The organism is Luteimonas wenzhouensis, assembly GCF_007859305.1.
GTDB lineage: Bacteria > Pseudomonadota > Gammaproteobacteria > Xanthomonadales > Xanthomonadaceae > Luteimonas > Luteimonas wenzhouensis.
The window spans coordinates 1-18,011 of record NZ_VOHE01000009.1 but is presented as its reverse complement, the minus strand read 5'-3'; the positions used below and the strand labels follow the sequence as shown (position 1 = coordinate 18,011).

Below are 18,011 nucleotides of genomic sequence, written 5' to 3'. Positions count from 1 at the left end.
GGCGCCCGGGAGCTAGGCCGGGGCGCCGCCCTGCCCCAGCAGACGTGCCATCTCCATGTCCTTCTCCTCCCACAGCGCGTTCAGCCATTGCTGGAAGCGCGCCCGGGTGGCGCGGTCGGACTCGTCGCCCGCGCGCGGCACGTCGGTCGGTAGCGGCCGCACCCGGACCGACACGCGGACCTCGCGCACCCGCCCCGACATCAGGTCGACCATGCTCGGCCGTCCGCCCGGATAGGCGATGGTGACGTCGAGGATGCCGTGCAGCGAATCACCCATCGCATCGAGCACGTAGGCCACGCCGCCCGAGCGCGGCTTGAGCAGGTGCCGGTACGGCGAAGCCTGGCGCGCGTGCTTGTCTCCGGTGAAGCGCGTGCCCTCGACGAAGTTCATGATCGCCACCGGGATGTCGCGGAACTTCTCGCAGGCCCGGCGCGTGGCTTCCATGTCGCGCCGGCCGAGCGCCGGATTGCGGGCGATCTGGGCCCGGGTGTGGCGGCCCATGAACGGGAAATCCAGGGCCCACCACGCCAGGCCCAGCAGCGGTACCCAGACCAGTTCCCGCTTGAGGAAGAAGCGCAGCAGGGGGATGCGGCGGTTGAAAAGCTTCTGCAGCACCAGGATGTCGACCCAGGCCTGGTGATTGGCCAGCACCAGGTAGTGTCCGTCCGGCCGCACCTGCTCCAGCCCGGTGGCCGTGATCCGCGCGCCGCTGCAGCGGTCCCAGAGCAGGTTGTTGAGCCCGATCCAACTTTCCGCGATCGCGGTCAGGACGGCGTTGCAGCCGCGGCGCACGCCGCGCGCCGGGACCGCCACCTTCACCAGCGCCACCGCCAGCAGGGGAACCACGTGGAGGACGGTGCTGGTGGCGATCACCAGCAGCAGCAGGACGACACGCAACGACGACATCGAGGCAGGCACGGACGGTGGGGGTGCGAAGCGTAGCGCAAAGCGGCCCGGCGCCGTCGCCCGGGAGCGTCCGCCCAGCGGGCCGGCAGGGCGCCAGGTGCCGCGCGAACCCGCGCGCGGCGGTCGCGGCGCGCTCGCCCGACGCTCACCGGCCGCTTCCGGGCCGGGGCGTATGATCGGCCTCCCCCCTCGACAGGAGATCCGCCATGAACGCGAAACTCGCCACCCTGGGAATCGCCTGCGCCCTTGCGCTGGCCGCTTGCGGGGGCGATGCACCGCCGCCCGCCGCCGCGCCCTCCCCGGCCGCCAAACCGGCGCCCTCGCCGACGGCACCGGCCGAACCGGCCACCGCGGACACGCAGGCGACGGACGCCGCTGGCGCCACCGATCCGGCGGCCTCCGCAGACCCATCCGCCGCGGCAGCGCCGGCGGAGGCTGCGGGCGAGGCGGTGGTCAGCAACTGTGCCACCACGATCGAGGGCGATGACGCGATGCGCTACAACGTCGGCTCGATCACCGTGCCCTCCTCGTGCACCGAGTTCACCATCACCCTGCGCCACACCGGCCAGCTGCCGGTCGCGGCGATGGGCCACAACGTGGTGATCTCGCTCGCCTCGGACCGGGCGGCCGTCGCCGCCGACGGCATCGCTGCCGGCGTGGAGGGGCACTACGTCCCCGCCGACGACCCCCGGGTGATCGCCCATACCGAACTGGTCGGCGGTGGCGGCACCACTTCGGTGACCTTCCCGGCCAGCGCGATCAGCGGCGACGGCCCGTACGAGTTCTTCTGCAGCTTCCCCGGCCACTGGTCGGTGATGCGCGGCACGATCAGGGTCGGCTGACGCGCCAGCGGGTGGCGCGGCCCGCGGTGGCCGCGCCACCCCGTCCGTTTCGATCCTCCCGGCCGCATCCGCCCGCGGTGCGTCCGGCGTCGCCGCCATCGGCACACGGCATGCGCCGGACACGGCCGGCGCGAGTGCGCGCACCCGGGTGACGGGCGCCGGAACCCCGGTCGCGGTGCCCCCGCTCCGCGCGGGCAGGTTTTCGACCTTGGTGGCAGGCCGGCCCCCCGGTCGGGCCCATGCCGTAGCATTGCCCCCCTGTTCCACTGACCGGGCCCGCCTTGAACCCGACCCCGATCGAACTCGTCGCCACCGTGCTGTTCGCGCTGGCGGTCCTGCACACCTTCAGCACCAAGTACTTCCACCGCCTGGCCGAGCGCCAGCCTGCGCATTCGGGCATCTGGCACCTGCTGGCCGAGGTCGAGGTGGTGTTCGGGTTCTGGGCGATCGTGTTCGTGCTCACGATGATGGCGCTGCTCGGCACGTCCGAGGCGGCCGCCTACGTCGATTCGCGCAACTTCACCGAGCCGATGTTCGTGTTTGCGATCATGGTGATCGCCGGGACCCGGCCGATCGTGTGGCTGGCCGCGCGCCTGGTCGATGGGCTCGCAAGGCTGCTGCCGTGGCGCAACGGCCTGGAATTCTGCTTCAGCGTGCTGGCGCTGGTGCCACTGCTGGGGTCGTTCATCACCGAGCCGGCGGCCATGACCCTGGCAGCGATGCTGCTGGCCCGGCGGGTCTATGCGGTGAACGTGTCGAACACGACCAAGTACGCGCTGCTCGGCACCCTGTTCGTGAACGTGTCGATCGGCGGCGTGCTGACCCCGTTCGCCGCGCCGCCGGTGCTGATGGTGGCGGGCCAGTGGAACTGGGACATGGTGTTCATGCTCACCCACTTCGGCTGGAAGGCGGCGCTGGCGGTGGCGGTGAACGCCGCCGTGGTGGTGTTCGTCTTCCGTCGCGAGCTGGGCCGGCTGCCCTCGGCCGAGTCGGGCACGCCGACGCCGGCGGTGCCGCTGCCGATGGTGATCCTGCACGTGCTGTTCCTCGCCGGCCTGGTGGTCTTCGCCCACCATCCGGCCATGTTCATGGGCATCTTCCTGCTGTTCATGGGCGTGGCCACCGCCTACGGCAAGTACCAGGATCGCCTGATCCTGCGCGAAGGCCTGCTGGTGGCCTTTTTCCTCGCCGGCCTGGTGGTGCTGGGCGGCCAGCAGCGCTGGTGGCTGCAGCCGCTGCTGATGGACATGAGCAGCGACGCGGTATTCTTCGGCGCCACCGCACTGACCGCGATCACCGACAACGCCGCCCTGACCTACCTCGGTTCGCTGGTCGAGGGCCTGAGCGACGAGTTCAAGTACATGCTGGTCGCCGGCGCGGTGGCCGGCGGCGGCCTGACCGTGATCGCGAACGCACCCAACCCGGCCGGCATGTCCATCGTGCGCCGCCATTTCAAGGACCAGACCGTGCACCCGTTGGGCCTGCTGGCCGCGGCGCTGCCGCCGACGATCGTCGCGATGCTGGCCTTCCGGCTGCTGTAGCCGCGCGGCAGGCCCTGGCCCGGGCCTTGACGCGTGGTGCAGTAGCATCGGCGGCACGCTGCCACGAGGAGGCGGAACCACCATGCCCAAGGCCCCTGCGAAGAAGCCGACGCGCAGACCGCCCGAACCGGTCGATGACCACGCGGTCATCGCCGACTGGATGGAGCAGGCGATGCCCGCGCTGCAGCCGATTCTCGCGTACCTGGACCGGACGATCCGCGATGCCATCCCCGGCCTGGAGTACGGGGTGAAATGGAAGAAGGCCTACTACGGCCTCCCCGGCAAGGGCTGGCTGATGGAGATGGTGGCCTACGACGTGTCGGTGAACCTGGTGTTCTTCGCCGGCGCGAAGTTCGATCCCGCCCCGCCCCTGGGCGAGGGGTCGCGCTACGTCAAGATCCGCTCGCTGGACGAAGCCCGCGCTCCCGAAGTGCGCGACTGGATCGGCCAGGCCACGAAGCATCCTGGCTGGCGTTGAGGGGCCACGGCGCGGGAGCGGCGGCGGCTGACCGCACGCTCACGCTCGCGCTGTAGGATCGGGGCGGTTTCCACAGGCGGACGCTCCCATGCCCATCATCCAGTTGAACACCGACAACCACATCGACGGCACCGACGCGCTCGAGGAGCGGGTCAACGCGATGCTCGAACAGCAGCTCGGCCGCTACTTCCCCCGACTGAGCCGGATCGAGGTCTTCCTGTCAGACACCAACTCCCCGGTCAAGTCCGGCGTCGCCGACAAGCGGTGTGCGCTGGAGGCGCGCCTGAAAAACGACGACCCGGTGGGCACCAGCCACGACGCCGACACCATGGAGCAGGCCATCCGCGGCGCCTGCGACAAACTCAGGACAGTGCTCGACACCAGGATCGGGAAGCAGCGCGGCTACTGAGCCGCGATCCGCGGCCCGGCTACGCGCCCTGCGCCCGCCACGCCGCCAGCAGCTCGGCCTCGCGCTCGCGGCTGATGCCCGCGCCGAACGCGGCCTGGCGCTCGGCCGGCAGCGAGTCGAACCAGGCCAGCAGGTCGGCCACTGTCGTGGCCAGCGGGCGGAACGTGAGCCCGGCCGCGATCGCGCGCGCGTTGCTCACCGAGCCGTAGCCGCCGTACCTGGGATGCGTGCGCGAGACCCAGATCGGCAGGTCCACGCCGTTCTGCTCGAGGAAGTCGGCCGGCACGTGGGTGAAGCGCGCCGCTCCCCCGGTCACGGCGTGGCAGCCGTGCACCATCGCGTCGGTGCTCAGCGCGTAGTCCGGCCCGCAGGCATTGAAGGTGCCGGTGGTGCCGTTCTCGGCCATGCGGATCGTCCACTCCGCGAGATCGCGCCCGTCGATCACCTGCACCGGGTCGCGGCCGTCGCCGGGCACCAGCACCTCGCCGCCCTGGGCGATCCGGCGCGGCCAGTAGGTGAAGCGGTCCGAGTCGTCGCGCGGGCCGACGATGTAGCCGGGGCGGATGATCGTGGTGCGCGCGCCGAACTGCTTGTGCGCCTCCGCCTCGCTCAGCGCCTTGAGCGGCCCGTAGAGGTTCTCGATGTCCGCCACCAGCGTCTCGCGGGTCTCGGCCATCGCGTCGCGGCCCCGGTAAGGGGCGAGCGGCGCGTCTTCGCCGATGCCGGGCCTGGAGCCGTCGGCATAGACCGAGATCGTCGAGATGAAGATGTACTGGCCGACGCTGTCCTTCAGCACCTGGCCCGCGTCGCGGACCCAGAACGGGAGCGTGGTGGGGTTGTCGATGCACACGTCCCAGCGCCTGCCGCGCAGGGCGGCGAGGTCGCCGGTATTGCGGTCGCCCGACAGCTGCTTCACTTCGCCCGGCCATTCCGGCGAGGGCCGCCGTCCGCGGTTGAACAGGGTCACCCGGTGCCCGCGCGCGAGCGCGTACTGGACCTGGAACGGCCCGGTGAAGCCGGTGCCGCCGAGGATCAGGATGTCGAGCGGCTTCTTCGCGCGTTCGACCGGCGCCGACCCGGAGGCGGCGGCGAGGCCCGGCAGGGCGGCGGAGGCGGCGGCGAGCGCGCCGAGCTTGAACAGGTCGCGGCGGGTGGTGCGCATGCGGGGATCCCCGGATCGAGAGCGGCCATTCCAGCACCACGGGCGGGCGCCGGCGCATGCCGGAAGTCGTGCCAGAAAGCCCCGCCCCGGTGCTGCAACCGGGGCGCGGACGCCATGCCCGGCGCCGGCCATCCATTCCGCCCCGGCATCGCAGCGGGCGAATGTGGAATCGCAGCCCATTCGCCGCGCCGGACATGGCAACCTCGGCGGCGACCCGTGCACCCGCACGCCGCCCATCGAGCGACCATGACCCGACTTCCGATGCGCCTCCTGGCCCCTGTCCTTGCCTTCCTGGCCCTGCTGTCCACGGCCGTGCAGGCCGCCGACGACAGGTACACCTTCGTGATGGTCCACGGCGCCACCGCCGGCGGCTGGGAATGGAAACGCACCGGCGAGTTCCTCACCGCCGACGGGCACACCGTCTACCGCGCCACGCTCACCGGCCTCGGCGAGCGCGAGCACCTCAACAGCCCGGAGATCGACCTGGAGACCCACATCCAGGACGTGGTCAACCTGATCCTGTTCGAGGACCTGCACGATGTCGTGCTCACCGGTCACAGCTACGGCGGCATGGTCGTGACCGGGGTGATGGACCGCATCCCCGAGCGCCTGAAGCACGTGGTGTTCCTCGACGCGGCCGTGCCCGAAGACGGGCAGTCGCTGTGGGACCTGTTCGGCGGCCAGGGCATGGATCCTGACCGGTTCAAGGACGGCTTCATGCAGGTGCCGTGGGTCGAGCCGGGCGCGAAGCCGCCATACAGCGTCAAGCACTCGGTGAAGTGCTTCAGCCAGCCGGTGTCCTACCGCAACCCCGCGGCGCTGGCGCTGCCGGTCACCTACGTGGCCTTCGTCCCGGCTGACCAGTCGGTCGAGGAGCGGGCGAAGAAGGACAGGAGCTGGCAGAACGCGCAGGCCCGCGGCTGGACCATCCGCACCTTCCCCGGCGGCCACGTGGCCCAGCAGGAGGATCCGCGCGGCGTGGCGAGCCTGATCGCCGATTCGGTCGGCGACCGCAACCGCCGCTGACCCGGCCCCGCCCCGCGTCCGCACCGCCCGACGCCCCAGGGCGGCCCGGCCCACCGCTGCAGGAGCGGCTTCAGCCGCGACCCCACCCGCCGGATTGCGCCCCCGCCCGGGCGCGGGAACGGTCACCGGCCACCAGGAACCCGTCCCCCTTCCTTCCCGGCGGCTGTCGGCCACATCCTTCCCCTCCCGTCGACCAGGCCCCCACCCCCCGCTCGCGGGGGGTCGGGGCGCCCGCAACAGCCTCGCCCCCGTGAGGATGGCCCGCCGCGCATCATCCCGCCCTGCCGCTTGTCGTGCGGCCCGCGCCCACGCCGGTCTTCGTCCTGCGATCCATGCTGTTCCGTCAAGCGTGAGCCAGCGCACGTTGGATTTGGTGACGCAGTTGGCACGATAATTGCGAAATCCCCGCTCTCCCCGGCTACCGTTTCCGCGACGAGTTGGATACACCGCTCCCCGCGCCGGTCCGTGCTTCCGGCGCGGCCTCCGCTCCGCCCCCTTGCCAGCGCCAGACCCTCCTTCCCGCACCGGTTCCGACTGACGCAAAGCGTCGGTTCTACGTGCCGCTGCGCGTCAAGTTCGTCCTGGTGCTGGCGGCATCGCTGGCCTGGATGGGCCTGTCGGTGTTCCTGTCCACCCGTTGGCTCGACGACCTGTCCGCGATCGTCGGCGTCTGGCCCGCGGTGTTCGTGATCGCGTTCGTGGCCTGGGTGCCGGGCTTCATGAACGCATTCCTGATCGGATCGATCCTCGTCGACCGGCGTCCGCCCCGGCGCCACGTCGACCGGCTCCCCGACGTCTGCGTCCTGGTCGCCTGCTACAACGAGGCCGCCAACGTCCGCGACACGCTCGCCAGTCTCGCCCGCCAGGACTACATGGGCAACGTCGAGGTCGTGGTGATCGACGACGGCTCCACGGACGGCACGCTGGCCCTGGCGCGCGAATGCGCACGCAAGCTGTCGCGCCCGGGCCTGGCGATCCGGGTGCTGGCGCAGCCGCGCAACGGCGGCAAGGCGCGCGCCCTCAATCGCGGCCTGGCCGAAACCACGCAGGAACTGGTGGTGACCGTGGACGGTGATTCCTACCTGCGCCCCGACGCGCTGCGCAAGATCGTCCAGCGCTACCTGTCCGACCCGCCGGGCACGGTGGCGGTGGCCGGCGCGGTGCTGGTGCGCAACTCGCGCGAGAACTGGCTGGCGCGTTGCCAGGAATGGGACTACTTCCACGGCATCGCCGCGGTCAAGCGCGTGCAGAGCATGTACCACGGCACCCTGGTCGCCCAGGGCGCGTTCTCGCTGTACACGCGCGATGCGCTCGTGCAGGCCGGCGGCTGGCCCGAATGCGTCGGCGAGGACATCGTGCTCTCGTGGGCGCTGCTGGAGACCGGCGCGCGCATCGGCTACTGCGAGGACGCCTGCCTGTTCACCCGGGTGCCGACCCGGCTGCGCCAGTTCGCACGCCAGCGCCAGCGCTGGTCGCGCGGCCTGATGGAAGCTTTCGGCCGCCACTGGCGGCTGCTGTTCCATCCGCGCATGACCACGCTGTTCATCTGGTGGAACCTGCTGTTCCTGCCGCTCGACCTGGTCTACACCCTGGCGTTCCTGCCGGGGCTGGTGCTGGCGCTGTTCGGCTTCTACTGGATCGCCGGGCCGATGACCCTGCTGGTGCTGCCGCTGGCCGCGATCTGGAACCTGGTGATCTTCCGCACGCAGAAGCGGATGTTCCAGGCCCAGAACCTGCGCGTGCGGCGCAACCTCGGCGGCTTCCTGTTCTACACCCTGGGATACACCATGATCCTGCAACCGGTGTGCGTGATGGGTTATGCGGCCGAACTGCTGCGCCTGCGCAAGAGCTGGGGGACGAAATGAGGCCCGTCGCGTCCCTCGCCGCCGCTGCGCTCGCCGCGACGATGGCGGCGCTGGCCGCCCCGGCCGTCGCCGGCGAAGGTGCGCACCGCCAGGCGGTGCGCGCCGATGCCTGGGCCAGTTCGGACGCCGACGGCAACCAGACCCGGCGCCTGGCCCTGGGCTGGGACCTGGCCCACCGCGACCTCGACCACTGGTGGGGCGTGAAGGTCGAACGCGCCGAGTTCTCCGGGAACGGCTGGCACGGGCATGAGGACCGCGCCTACCTGTCCGGAGCCGGCGACCTGGGCACGTGGCGCTGGCAGGGCGACCTGGGCAGCAACGGCAGCGAGCTGCTCGGCCGCGCCTCGCTCCACAGCCTCGACGCCCGCCGCAAGGAGGTCTTCATCGAGCGCGACACGCTCGAGACGCGCCGCGGCGTGGCCGCCGGCTGGGTCCACACCTTCGCCGGCGCCACCGTGGACCTGCCGATGGGCGAGCGCTGGTCGGCCACCCTGCTCGGCGGCGCGCAGCACTTCGGGACGGGCCGCAACCTGCGCACCCACCTGCGCGGCACCCTGGTGCATGCGCTGGTGCCGTCCCAGGGCATCAGCCTGCAGCTGCGCACCCGCTATCACCGCAACAGCCACCCGTACGAAGCGGACTATTTCTCGCCGCCGTGGTACGGCGAGGCGATGGGCGTGGCGGGCTGGCGGCGTTTCGTTGGCGGGTACCAGTGGCGCGCCGCGGCCGGCATCGGGCGGCAGCGCAACGCCGACGATGCGTGGCGCCGTGCGCGCATGGTGGAAGTGGGACTGGAAACACCCCGCTGGCGCGATGCCTGGCTGCGCGTGGACGCGGGCTACTCCGACACGCCGGTGCTGGCCGGCGACGGCAGCGGCGCATACGCGTACCGTTACCTGCGGGTGCAGGGCGTGGTCGCGTTCTGACCGCCGGGCGACCGTGGCGGCTATCCTGTCCCCCGTCCGCGCGCCTGTGTCCATGCCATGAAGTTCCGCCTGTTCCTCTCGTCCTGCCTGCTCGCGCTGCCCACGGCCTGCGGCGGGCCGCCGCCGTACACCGGTGGCGACGTCCCTGAACTGCAGCGCGTGGACATCGTCGTGGGCAGCGGCCCGGCGGCGACGGCCGGCGATGAGGTCTCCGTCCACTACACCGGCTGGCTGCACGACGCGAAGGCGCCGGACCGGCGCGGCGCGAAGTTCGACAGTTCGCGCGACCGCGGCCAGCCGTTCGTGTTCCGGCTGGGCACCGGGCGGGTGATCCGCGGCTGGGACGAAGGCCTGGAGGGCATGCAGCCGGGCGGCAAGCGCGAGCTGTACATCCCTGCCTGGCTGGGATACGGCGAGCGCGGCGCCGGCAAGGTGATCCCGCCCGGCGCGTCGCTGGTGTTCGAGGTCGAACTGCTGGACATCCGCCGCTGATGCGCGGCTGGTACCGGCTGTACGAGGACTACTCGCACGACCACGGGATCGTCTCGCAGCCGGCGCTGCACGACGCGAGCGTGCTGCAGGGGCGGCCCATCGAAACCACCGGCCTGCCGCCGCTCGAGTTCGAGCTCGACGCCCCGGACGATGCCTGGCTGCCGCACTTCATGACCGGCGGCACGGTGCTCGCCAGCGACGCCTTCATCGCCACCCTGCGTGCCGCGGGCGCCGACAACTTCCAGTCCTTCCGGGCGCGGCTGTCGATCCGCGGCAGCGGCGCGGTCCGGCACGACTACCAGCTGTTCAACGTGCTGGGCCAGCGCGGGCCGGGTGCCGCGGACGCCCCGCCACCCGGTGCCGGCGCAGTGCACATGTTCCGGCGCGCCGGGATCCCGGCCGACCTGGTCGTGGACGACGTGGTCCGCGACGCGCTCGCCGCGCATCGGCCACCCGGCGGCTGGGGTGTCATCCTCGAGGCGCTGGACTGACCGGCGCCGGCGCGCGGTCGCGCCGCGCCGCGTCGGGCGCCCGTCGACGCACGGCGAACGCGGTCGCTAGACTGCGCCGGGAGCTTGCGTTGGAGGCACCATGCGGATCCTGATGACGGGCGCCACGGGGCTGGTCGGGCAGGGCGTGCTGGTCGAAGCGCTCGCCCGTCCGGACGTGTCGGCGGTGGCGGTACTCGGCCGGCGCGCGATCGGCCACGCCGATCCGCGGGTGCAGGACCTGGTGGTCGAACGCTTCGACGCCCTCGAAGGCGTCCTCGACCGCCTGGCGCCGTTCGATGCCTGCTTCTACTGCGCCGGCGCCCCGCCCGTGGGCACGCCACAGGGGCGCTACCGCCACGTCACCTTCGACCTCACCCTGCACGTGGCCCGCGCCTTCGCCGAACGCAATCCGCGCGCGCGCCTGCTCTACGTTTCGGGCGCGCACGCCGATCCCGGCAGCCGGATCATGCCGCTGCGGATCAAGGGCGAGACCGAGGTCGCGCTGCAGGCGCTGCCGCTCACCACGGTGATGTTGCGCCCCGGCGGGATCCGGCCGGCGCACGGCGAACGCAGCCCGCACCGCTGGATGCGCCCGTTCTACGCGGTGGCCGCGCCGCTGATGGGCGTGGGCGCGAGGCTGGCGCCGGGGCTGCTGACCAGCACCGCGCACCTCGGCCGCGCGATGCTGGCACTCGCGGCCATGCCGTCCCCGCCCCGGGTGGTGGAGAACGACGCGATCAACCGCCTGGCCGCGGGGCCGGGCAGCGCCTGACCCGTTCCCTCCACGGCCCGGACGGCCGCCGCCCGTCCGCTCACGTCGCCACCACGGCCGCTGCCGCATGGTCTTCGCTCCCTGCCACGAGGAATGCACCATGGCGACGCGCGACATACTGAAGACGCTCAGGGCCGAGCACGACGAGCTGCGGCAACTGTTCGAACAGATGGAAGGCACCACCGACCGCGCGGCGAAGAAGCGCGCCGACCTGCTCGCCAGGATCAAGGCCAACCTGTTGCCGCACGCCAAGTGGGAGGAGACCGTCTTCTACCCGATGTTCGCCGAGCGCGCCGACCGCGACGGGCTCAAGACCCACGCCGAGGCGGTGGAGGAACATCGCGCCGTCGAGAAGACGGTGCCGCCCGACGTGCACGCGGCCGAGTTCGGCACGCCGCAGTTCGCCGGACGGGTCAAGGTGTTCGGCGAGATGATCGACCACCACGCCAGCGAGGAGGAAAGCACCATGTTCTCGATGGCGCGCAAGCTGTTCACCGCAAAAGAGCGTGCCGACCTGGACGTCGCCTACGAGGAGTGGAAGGCCTCGCCGGCCGCCGCCGCGCTCACCGCCGTGGCCGAGGCCAAGACCGGGCTGAAGGCGGCGGCGCGCCGGGTCACGCGCCGCGCGCAATAACCGGGGGCGATCCGGCTGACAACGGCGCCGTCAGTCGCCGCGCATCAGGTAACGCGCGCCTTCCTCGCGGTAGGCCTCGTAGCCGGGCGCCAGGTGCGGCAGCAGCAGCCGCACCCAGGCGCGGCTGACGCGGCGGGTTTCGCGCGGACACCCCCGGGCCCGCTCGGCGGTCAGGTCGCCGGCGGCGACCATGCCCGCGAAACCCGCCGGGTCGGTACCGTAGATCAGACACTGCAGGTTGAAATAGCGCTGCTCGCCGAGCGCGTGTTCGCCGGCGTAGGCATCGAGGTTGTAGGCGCCGGTGCTGCGCGAGAGCATCCAGTTGGCGGCCAGGCGCAGGTTCTCGATCACCTCGCCGGGGGTTTCCTCCAGGCTCGCGAAACGCAGCATGAGGATCGCCGCGAGCTGGTCCACCGCGTCCTCGAGGCGGCCGGTCACCGGCAGGTCCAGCAGGTGCACCAGCGCATGCCCGGTTTCATGCAGCACGATGAAGCGCACGTTGGCGCGCACGTAGCGCAGCGGATGCTCGTCGCCGCGGCCGAGGGCCTGCTGGTGCGCCTTGCCGCGCTCATAGAGCACGCGCAGGGTTTCGTAGCACAGCACCACCTCGACCTCGGCCGGCCGGTAGAACGCGCCGAACTCACCGCACTCGGCGGTCACGTAGCGCAGCCGCCGGGGCAGCGCGAACATGCCGTCGATGGCCTGGACCTCCGGCAGCCGGCGCAACAGGTCGGCGTCGCGCACGCGCTCGTGGATGCGCTGCAGGTCCGCCGACGCGGGCGGCACGTAGGCGTACTCGAACGCGGGCGGCGCCACGGCCCTGGGATCGGGCGCCGCGCTGGGCCGCACCACGCTGCGCGACAGCGGCCCCTCGTCGGAGTCCGGCGGCGCGGTGCGCGCGCCGGGCGACACCGCGCAGCCCGCGGCGAAGGCGAGCGCCAACAGCAGGTGGAGCGGGGGAAACCTGGGCCGCCGCATCGATGCCTCGCCGGGTGCGTCCGCCAAGCAAACCATGCGCACCCCATCCACGTCAGCCCCCGGCAGCGCCGTCGGCCGCGCCCGGCACGTCATCGCGTCGTGCCCCGCGGCGGGGCCGGCAGCCGGGCCGCCACGGGCGTGGCGCGGGGCCCTCCTCACGCCTGCCCCGCCCCGCCGGGCGCCGGGCCATCGGTATCGAGCATCTGCCCGGCGGCGAGCGCGCGGCCCATGCGCACGCGGCGCGCCAGCGGCCCCAGCGCATCGTCGGGCAGGTCGTCGGCCAACTGGTCCATCGCCTGCCGCACGCGTTCGGACAGGCCCCAGTCGGCCGAGATCGCGCGCGCACAGCGCATCGACCAGGCATCGAGCAGCGACACCATGGTGTCCACGCCAGGCACGCCGGCGCCGCCCTTCCCCCAGCTGTCGCGCATCACCTGCACCACCACCACCGCGCCCAGTCCACACACCAGGGCCAGCAGCTGGGCCGAGTGCAGGTCGTCGCGCGCGACACCGGGCGCCGGCTGCAGGGCGAAGCCGGCCGACTGCAGGGTATGTCGCCAGAGCAGCGTCGCGCAGCGGGCGAACAGACTGCCGTCGTCGGCGATCACCGGCTGCAGCAGCGCGGCCATCGCGGTGCGGCGCAGGCCGTCGGTGCCGAGCAGGGCCACCGCCCGCTCCAGGTGTTCGACCGGACCGCCGCGGCGGGCGTACATGGCGCTGTTGGCGACGCGCAGCAGGTTGCCTGCCAGCGCCGGATCCTGGGCGAGGATCGCGGCGATCGACTGCGCGCTCGCCCCGGGATCGTTGATCGCGCGGGTGAGCTGCGGCAGCAGCTGCGGCCGGCGCGGCACGTAGCGCGGGTGCGCGCGGATGCCGGCCAGGGTCTCGACCGCGGCCGCCTCGGCCGCGGCCTGCAGGTCCCCGTCGCCCCCCGGCGGTGCGGGCCGTGCGCTGGCCGCGGCGCGTCCGCACAGCTGCTCCAGGATCGCGCGCTCCGCCGGCAGCATGGCCGGGCCGGGGTCGTCGGCCGCGCCGGCCGGTGCACCTTCCCCGTCCGCAGCGGCCGCTTCACCCGGGGCCGATGCAGGCGCGCCGCCCGCCACGGGCGCCAGCCGTGCCCGGCCGCGGCGCATGCGCGCGAGCAGCCATCCGCCCGACGCAAGCGCCGCCGCGACCGCAAGGATCACCACCCACGACATCGGCACGCCCTGCTCGCCCCCCCCAAACCTGCCGGTCTCCCCTCCGGCGCCGCGGCGTATTCAAGCACAGTGCGGCGGACCGGGGCTGCGCGGATGGCGCAGCATGAACCAGTTGTCCACGCCCAGCACCCGCTGCCGTCCCGCTTCCTCGAAGCCGCCGCGGCGGTAGAGGCGCACGTTCTCGGGCTTGTCGGTTTCCAGGTAACCGATGCCGCCGCAGCGATCGAGCCGCTCGCACACCGCCTCCATCAGCCGGGTGCCGATACCCTGCCCGCGCCGCCCGCGCGCCACCGCCGCGGGTCCCAGGTGCCAGTGGTCGAACCGCGGGTCATGCCGGCGCCAGGCATGCAGCCAGCAGGCGATCCTGGGCAGGCGGTGCAGCGAGCGGGCACGCGCCAGGATCCGCAGCATCGTGGCCTTCTCCCTCGCCGGCGGCTGGCAGTGGCCCGGGGCCACCATGGCGGCGACCCCCACCAGCCGTTCGCCGTCGAACGCGCCAAGCACGTGCCCGGTGCGCCGCTGCCGGTCCAGCAGCCGCACGAAAGCGTCGGCCAGCAACGGTTCGAGCCGCGCCTGCGTGGCGCCGAACACGCGCAGGTGCAGCGGGTTGTCGCGCATGCCCGCGGCCAGCAGGCGCGCGGCATCGGCCAGCAGGGCCGGCGGAAGGGAGGCGACCTGGAGGGGGCGGGCGGCGTCCACCATGACCACACCATACCCGTGCCGTCGGCCGAACCGGCGCGGGCCCCTCCCGGCACGCCCAGGCACCCAGGCGCCCCCACGGCCCGGGCGGCCGTCCAGTGCGCGCCAGGACCGGCCCGGGCGGATCAACCAGGCGGGGGCGGCGCCGGTGTGGGCGTGGTTCCGGCTTCGTCGTCCCCTGGCCCGGTGTCGTCACCCGTCGCACCGTCCCGGTCGTCCATCCCGCCCGCGTCCTCTCCCAGCGGCGGAACAGGATCCAGGGCCGGCGCATCCACGCGCGACACCCGCCAGATCGTGTTCGACAGGTCGTCGGCCACGATCAGCGCCCCGCGCGGGTCCACGGTTACGCCCACCGGCCGCCCGCGCGTGGTGCCGTCGTCGTCGCGGAAGCCGGTGACGAAGTCCACCGGGTCGCCCGCCGGGCGGCCGTTGCGGAACGGCACGAACACCACCTTGTAGCCGACCGGATCGGCGCGGTTCCAGCTGCCGTGCATGCCCACGAACGCGCCATCGGCGAACGCCGGCCCCATCGCCGCGCTGGAGAAGTCCAGGCCCAGCGCGGCAACGTGCGCGCCCAGGCTGTAGTCCGGCGTGATCGCCTGGGCCACCTTCTCCGGGTTGCGCGGGCGCACGCGCTCGTCCACGTGCTGGCCCCAGTAGGCCCAGGGCCAGCCGTAGAAGCCGCCCTCGCGCACCGAGGTCAGGTAGTCGGGCACCAGGTTCGGGCCGAGCTCGTCGCGCTCGTTCACCACCGCCCACAGCTGGCCGCTGCCCGGCTGGATGGCGAGCGCGGTCGGATTGCGCAGCCCGGTGGCGTAGGGGCGGTGCATCCCGCTGGCCACGTCGATCTCCCACACCATCGCCCGGTCCTGCTCGGCGAGCATGCCGCGCTCGGTGATGTTGCTGTTGGAGCCGATGCCCACGTAGAGCCTGCGTCCGTCAGCGCTCGCGGTCATCGCCTTGGTCCAGTGGTGGTTGATCTCCGACGGCAGCAGGGCAAGCGTCTCGGGCGTGGCCGCGCTGGCCTGGGTCTGCCCGGGCGTATAGTCGAAACGGACCACCGCGTCCTGGTTCGCCACGTACAGGCTGTCGCCTACCAGGGCCAGGCCGTAGGGGGCGTTGAGGTTGGCGGCGAACACGGTCTGGATCTCGTAATCGCCATCGCCGTCCGCGTCGCGCAGCAGGGTCAGGCGGTTGCCGCTCTGGACCTGGGTGGTGCCGGCGGCCTTGATCGGCCCGGCGATCACGTCCTTGGGCTTGAGCCTGGGCGCGTTCCCGCCGCGGCCCTCGGCCACCAGGATATCGCCATTGGGCAGCACCAGCGTCTGCCGGGGGATCAGCAGGTCGGTGGCGATCGCCCGCACCTCGAAACCCTCCGGCACCAGCGGGACGCGGTCGCCCCACCCCGCCGGCTTGGCGATCACCATGTCCGGCATCAGGCCGCGCCGCGGCTCGGGCAGCTCAGGGTCGGCGCCGTACTGCAGGGGCGGCTGTTCGCCCGAACAGGCGGCCAGCATCGTCGCCAGCGCGAGCGCGGCCGGGGCCAGGCGGTTCATGGCGCACCTCCGGTGCGCACGGCCCCGCACCCGAGCCAGGTCGCCGCGCAGGCCAACAGGACGGTGATCACCGACAGCACCAACCCGCCCGGCATGCTGGCCCAGGCATCGCGCGCGTGCCAGAGCGCGTTGAGCAAGCCAACGATCCAGGCCACCAGCAGCAGCACGAAGTGCAGCAGCGAGTGGCGGGTGCGGCGTGCCGGCAGCAGGCCGAGGATCGCGCACACCAGCGCCGCCCCCGCCACCACCAGGCCCCCGGCGATCAGCCAGGAGGCGAAGTTGTTCCACTGGATCTCGTAGCTGCGGGTGTAGGCGATATCGCTGAGCAGCGCAGCGAGGAACAGGGTCGCCGCGCCGCCGAGCAGCACGGCGTGGAGCGGTGGACAGGACGTCACGTACGGTCGGTGGATGCTGGCGGACATCGCGCGTTCTCCCTCTGGGCCGGTCACACGGCGGCGGCGCCCACCCTACGCGTGCAGGGCTCACGGCGATGTGTACGGGCCGTCGACAGGCACTGCGGGTCCGGCAACGTGCCCGCTACTGCGCCGGTTGCAGCCATGCCCCGTGGCGGTGCACGACGTCCATCATCCGCGGCAGGAACTCCTCGTCGCCGCGCCGGACCGTCCGCGCGAGTTCGACCCGGTCGAGAAAGAACGCCTCGAACCCGCCGGGCGTGAACGTGGTGAGCAGTTTTACCGGCAGGTCGTCCGCGCTGCCTTGGGCGTGCGGCGTGCCGCGCGGAATGTGGACATACGAGCCGGCCGCGAGCGTGTGGGTCGTGCCCCCGACCTCCAGCTCCAGCGTGCCTTCCAGCACGTAGAAGCTCTCGTCCATGCCCGGGTGCACGTGCGGCGGCGTGCGGTAGCCCGGGGCCTCGTTGAGTTCGAGCACCGCGTAGCGGCCGCCGGCCGGCCACCGGCGTGGCGCGCAGGGTGTCGATTCCCGCCCCGCCCGCTCGTCGCACCATGGAAAGCGCGCCGCACGCCCCCTGAGGAGAGGCATCATGATCCCGAAGACCACCATCTGCCTGTGGTTCAACGGCAACGCCCTCGAAGCCGCCCGGTTCTACGCCGACACCTTCCCCGACAGCGCCGTCGGCAGGCTCGTCCACGCCCCGGGCGACTATCCGGCGGGCAAGCAGGGCGATCCGCTCACCGTGGAGTTCACCGTGCTGGGCACTCCCTGCGTGGGCCTGAACGGCGGCCCGCAGTTCCCGCAGACCGAGGCGTTCTCGTTCCAGGTGGTCACCGAGGACCAGGCCGAAACCGACCGCTACTGGGACGCGATCGTCGGCAACGGCGGCCAGGAGAGCGCCTGCGGCTGGTGCAAGGACCGCTGGGGCGTGTCATGGCAGATCACCCCGCGCGTCCTGATCGAGGCCTACCGCGGCGAAGACCGCGCGGCGGCCAAGCGCGTGTTCGACGCGATGATGCAGATGCGCCGGATCGACGTGGCCACGATCGAGGCGGCGCGGCGCGGCTGACGGGCGCCGCGGTCGGACGCCATCTTGTCCGTCGCCGATCTGGATGGACGGGGCGGAACTTCGCAACCAGCCGGTGAACGCCATGCAGGCGGCCCGCCCTCAACCTGCCGCCGGACCCACCCGCCCGGTCGATTCCGGCCACGCCGGTCGCTCAGGCGCCGCCCGACTCGATCGACAGCGCTTCCAGCGTCAGGCGGTCCTCCAGTCCGCAGGTGCGCAGCGCGTCCGCGAACACGCTGTCGGCGCCGCCGGCCTGCGCGAACAGTGTCATGCAGGAGATGAACTTCATCGCGTCCAGCTGGCCGAAGATCACCGGCGGCGGAACCCCGGCCTGGAGCACGCAGCGCGTCGCGGCCTCGAGCCGGGGCCCGAGCACAGGATGCGCCAGGTAACGCCGTGCCTCCTCCAGCCCGCGGATCCCGTAGTGCGGGTACCAATGAGATTGATCACTGAGAACAGTGCGGGGTGATCGCTCAACCGACCTTGCTGACCATCAGCAGCGGATCAAGCAGGCTCGCCAGTCAAGAAGCTGCTGGGAGATCTTCCAGCACT

Annotated in this window: 20 protein-coding genes and 1 pseudogene; 12 read left to right on the top strand and 9 right to left on the bottom strand. The window is 72.4% G+C overall.

What is annotated here, in order from left to right:
* Positions 1–12 precede the first annotated feature (12 nt).
* Positions 13–906 (bottom strand): acyltransferase, encoded by an 894-nt coding sequence (locus FQY79_RS13695; RefSeq protein WP_146313457.1) that lies wholly within the window; start codon positions 904–906, stop codon positions 13–15.
* 206 nt (positions 907–1,112) lie between these two features.
* Between FQY79_RS13695 and azu the strand changes: the two genes are divergently transcribed.
* The 4 genes from azu to FQY79_RS13675 all read left to right on the top strand — a co-directional run bounded on the left by azu (position 1,113) and on the right by FQY79_RS13675 (position 4,176).
* Positions 1,113–1,748, top strand: coding sequence for an azurin (gene azu / locus FQY79_RS13690; RefSeq protein ID WP_146313456.1), 636 nt, complete (start codon positions 1,113–1,115; stop codon positions 1,746–1,748).
* Between the two features lie 281 nt (positions 1,749–2,029).
* The gene (locus FQY79_RS13685; RefSeq protein ID WP_146313455.1) at positions 2,030–3,289 is read left to right on the top strand and encodes a putative Na+/H+ antiporter; all 1,260 of its coding nucleotides are present in this window, start codon (positions 2,030–2,032) and stop codon (positions 3,287–3,289) included.
* 82 nt (positions 3,290–3,371) lie between these two features.
* Positions 3,372–3,767: a DUF1801 domain-containing protein gene (locus tag FQY79_RS13680; protein WP_246123130.1), complete on the top strand. Its 396-nt coding sequence runs from the start codon at positions 3,372–3,374 to the stop codon at positions 3,765–3,767.
* Positions 3,768–3,855: 88 nt separating this feature from the next.
* Positions 3,856–4,176 carry an HPF/RaiA family ribosome-associated protein gene (locus tag FQY79_RS13675; RefSeq protein WP_027073062.1) on the top strand — a complete coding sequence of 107 codons (321 nt, stop codon included), beginning with the start codon at positions 3,856–3,858 and terminating at the stop codon, positions 4,174–4,176.
* Between the two features lie 19 nt (positions 4,177–4,195).
* On the opposite strand, the gene FQY79_RS13670 is transcribed toward FQY79_RS13675, so the two are convergent.
* On the bottom strand, positions 4,196–5,338 hold the full coding sequence (locus FQY79_RS13670) for an NAD-dependent epimerase/dehydratase family protein (RefSeq protein WP_146313454.1): 1,143 nt from the start codon (positions 5,336–5,338) through the stop codon (positions 4,196–4,198).
* A 246-nt stretch (positions 5,339–5,584) separates the two neighbouring features.
* Here FQY79_RS13670 and FQY79_RS13665 point away from each other — a divergent pair, with 246 nt between their 5' ends.
* From FQY79_RS13665 to FQY79_RS13635, 7 genes are all read left to right on the top strand, one after another.
* The gene (locus FQY79_RS13665; protein ID WP_222434290.1) at positions 5,585–6,364 is read left to right on the top strand and encodes an alpha/beta fold hydrolase; all 780 of its coding nucleotides are present in this window, start codon (positions 5,585–5,587) and stop codon (positions 6,362–6,364) included.
* Between the two features lie 557 nt (positions 6,365–6,921).
* The gene (locus FQY79_RS13660) at positions 6,922–8,229 is read left to right on the top strand and encodes a glycosyltransferase family 2 protein (RefSeq protein ID WP_246123129.1); all 1,308 of its coding nucleotides are present in this window, start codon (positions 6,922–6,924) and stop codon (positions 8,227–8,229) included.
* Positions 8,226–9,155, top strand: coding sequence for a hypothetical protein (locus tag FQY79_RS13655; RefSeq protein WP_146313453.1), 930 nt, complete (start codon positions 8,226–8,228; stop codon positions 9,153–9,155). Before FQY79_RS13660 ends, FQY79_RS13655 begins: the two co-directional genes overlap by 4 nt.
* A gap of 57 nt (positions 9,156–9,212) precedes the next feature.
* Positions 9,213–9,647 (top strand): FKBP-type peptidyl-prolyl cis-trans isomerase, encoded by a 435-nt coding sequence (locus FQY79_RS13650; RefSeq protein WP_146313452.1) that lies wholly within the window; start codon positions 9,213–9,215, stop codon positions 9,645–9,647.
* Positions 9,647–10,138, top strand: a complete 492-nt coding sequence (locus tag FQY79_RS13645; RefSeq protein WP_027073057.1) for a hypothetical protein — start codon at positions 9,647–9,649, stop codon at positions 10,136–10,138. The genes FQY79_RS13650 and FQY79_RS13645 overlap by 1 nt, the downstream gene beginning before the upstream one ends.
* Before the next feature lie 100 nt (positions 10,139–10,238).
* Positions 10,239–10,910, top strand: coding sequence for an NAD-dependent epimerase/dehydratase family protein (locus FQY79_RS13640; protein WP_246123128.1), 672 nt, complete (start codon positions 10,239–10,241; stop codon positions 10,908–10,910).
* Between the two features lie 100 nt (positions 10,911–11,010).
* Positions 11,011–11,544: a hemerythrin domain-containing protein gene (locus tag FQY79_RS13635; RefSeq protein WP_146313451.1), complete on the top strand. Its 534-nt coding sequence runs from the start codon at positions 11,011–11,013 to the stop codon at positions 11,542–11,544.
* Positions 11,545–11,574: 30 nt separating this feature from the next.
* Here FQY79_RS13635 and FQY79_RS13630 read toward each other — a convergent pair whose 3' ends face one another.
* From FQY79_RS13630 to FQY79_RS13605, 6 genes are all read right to left on the bottom strand, one after another.
* Positions 11,575–12,549 carry a DUF4344 domain-containing metallopeptidase gene (locus tag FQY79_RS13630; RefSeq protein WP_232221224.1) on the bottom strand — a complete coding sequence of 325 codons (975 nt, stop codon included), beginning with the start codon at positions 12,547–12,549 and terminating at the stop codon, positions 11,575–11,577.
* A gap of 128 nt (positions 12,550–12,677) precedes the next feature.
* Positions 12,678–13,721 (bottom strand): HDOD domain-containing protein, encoded by a 1,044-nt coding sequence (locus tag FQY79_RS13625; protein ID WP_146313526.1) that lies wholly within the window; start codon positions 13,719–13,721, stop codon positions 12,678–12,680.
* A gap of 60 nt (positions 13,722–13,781) precedes the next feature.
* Positions 13,782–14,423 carry a GNAT family N-acetyltransferase gene (locus FQY79_RS13620; RefSeq protein ID WP_051323045.1) on the bottom strand — a complete coding sequence of 214 codons (642 nt, stop codon included), beginning with the start codon at positions 14,421–14,423 and terminating at the stop codon, positions 13,782–13,784.
* 122 nt (positions 14,424–14,545) lie between these two features.
* Entirely contained in the window at positions 14,546–15,976 is a 1,431-nt protein-coding gene (locus FQY79_RS13615; protein ID WP_084524895.1) for a PQQ-dependent sugar dehydrogenase, read from the bottom strand.
* Entirely contained in the window at positions 15,973–16,398 is a 426-nt protein-coding gene (locus FQY79_RS13610; RefSeq protein WP_027073054.1) for a DUF2231 domain-containing protein, read from the bottom strand. Before FQY79_RS13610 ends, FQY79_RS13615 begins: the two co-directional genes overlap by 4 nt.
* A gap of 115 nt (positions 16,399–16,513) precedes the next feature.
* Positions 16,514–16,978 carry a cupin domain-containing protein gene (locus tag FQY79_RS13605; protein ID WP_342779031.1) on the bottom strand — a complete coding sequence of 155 codons (465 nt, stop codon included), beginning with the start codon at positions 16,976–16,978 and terminating at the stop codon, positions 16,514–16,516.
* A 1-nt stretch (position 16,979) separates the two neighbouring features.
* Here FQY79_RS13605 and FQY79_RS13600 point away from each other — a divergent pair, with 1 nt between their 5' ends.
* A complete protein-coding gene (locus FQY79_RS13600) occupies positions 16,980–17,459 on the top strand; it encodes a VOC family protein (protein WP_146313449.1) in 480 nt (159 codons plus the stop codon).
* 151 nt (positions 17,460–17,610) lie between these two features.
* On the opposite strand, the pseudogene FQY79_RS13595 reads toward FQY79_RS13600, so the two are convergent.
* Positions 17,611–17,892, bottom strand: a pseudogene (locus FQY79_RS13595) (DUF1810 family protein); the annotation flags it as partial.
* Positions 17,893–18,011: the final 119 nt, after the last annotated feature.

What these genes read in the sequence shown, in the direction of transcription:
- FQY79_RS13610 (WP_027073054.1), bottom strand. Translation starts at nt 16,398, where the DNA reads ATGTCCGCCAGCATCCACCGACCGTACGTGACGTCCTGTCCACCGCTC.
- FQY79_RS13640 (WP_246123128.1), top strand. Translation starts at nt 10,239, where the DNA reads ATGCGGATCCTGATGACGGGCGCCACGGGGCTGGTCGGGCAGGGCGTG.
- FQY79_RS13625 (WP_146313526.1), bottom strand. Translation starts at nt 13,721, where the DNA reads ATGTCGTGGGTGGTGATCCTTGCGGTCGCGGCGGCGCTTGCGTCGGGC.
- FQY79_RS13645 (WP_027073057.1), top strand. Translation starts at nt 9,647, where the DNA reads ATGCGCGGCTGGTACCGGCTGTACGAGGACTACTCGCACGACCACGGG.
- FQY79_RS13615 (WP_084524895.1), bottom strand. Translation starts at nt 15,976, where the DNA reads ATGAACCGCCTGGCCCCGGCCGCGCTCGCGCTGGCGACGATGCTGGCC.
- FQY79_RS13695 (WP_146313457.1), bottom strand. Translation starts at nt 906, where the DNA reads ATGTCGTCGTTGCGTGTCGTCCTGCTGCTGCTGGTGATCGCCACCAGC.
- FQY79_RS13655 (WP_146313453.1), top strand. Translation starts at nt 8,226, where the DNA reads ATGAGGCCCGTCGCGTCCCTCGCCGCCGCTGCGCTCGCCGCGACGATG.
- FQY79_RS13605 (WP_342779031.1), bottom strand. Translation starts at nt 16,978, where the DNA reads ATGCCTCTCCTCAGGGGGCGTGCGGCGCGCTTTCCATGGTGCGACGAG.
- FQY79_RS13670 (WP_146313454.1), bottom strand. Translation starts at nt 5,338, where the DNA reads ATGCGCACCACCCGCCGCGACCTGTTCAAGCTCGGCGCGCTCGCCGCC.
- azu (WP_146313456.1), top strand. Translation starts at nt 1,113, where the DNA reads ATGAACGCGAAACTCGCCACCCTGGGAATCGCCTGCGCCCTTGCGCTG.
- FQY79_RS13680 (WP_246123130.1), top strand. Translation starts at nt 3,372, where the DNA reads ATGCCCAAGGCCCCTGCGAAGAAGCCGACGCGCAGACCGCCCGAACCG.
- FQY79_RS13650 (WP_146313452.1), top strand. Translation starts at nt 9,213, where the DNA reads ATGAAGTTCCGCCTGTTCCTCTCGTCCTGCCTGCTCGCGCTGCCCACG.
- FQY79_RS13675 (WP_027073062.1), top strand. Translation starts at nt 3,856, where the DNA reads ATGCCCATCATCCAGTTGAACACCGACAACCACATCGACGGCACCGAC.
- FQY79_RS13620 (WP_051323045.1), bottom strand. Translation starts at nt 14,423, where the DNA reads ATGGTGGACGCCGCCCGCCCCCTCCAGGTCGCCTCCCTTCCGCCGGCC.
- FQY79_RS13600 (WP_146313449.1), top strand. Translation starts at nt 16,980, where the DNA reads ATGATCCCGAAGACCACCATCTGCCTGTGGTTCAACGGCAACGCCCTC.
- FQY79_RS13665 (WP_222434290.1), top strand. Translation starts at nt 5,585, where the DNA reads ATGACCCGACTTCCGATGCGCCTCCTGGCCCCTGTCCTTGCCTTCCTG.
- FQY79_RS13635 (WP_146313451.1), top strand. Translation starts at nt 11,011, where the DNA reads ATGGCGACGCGCGACATACTGAAGACGCTCAGGGCCGAGCACGACGAG.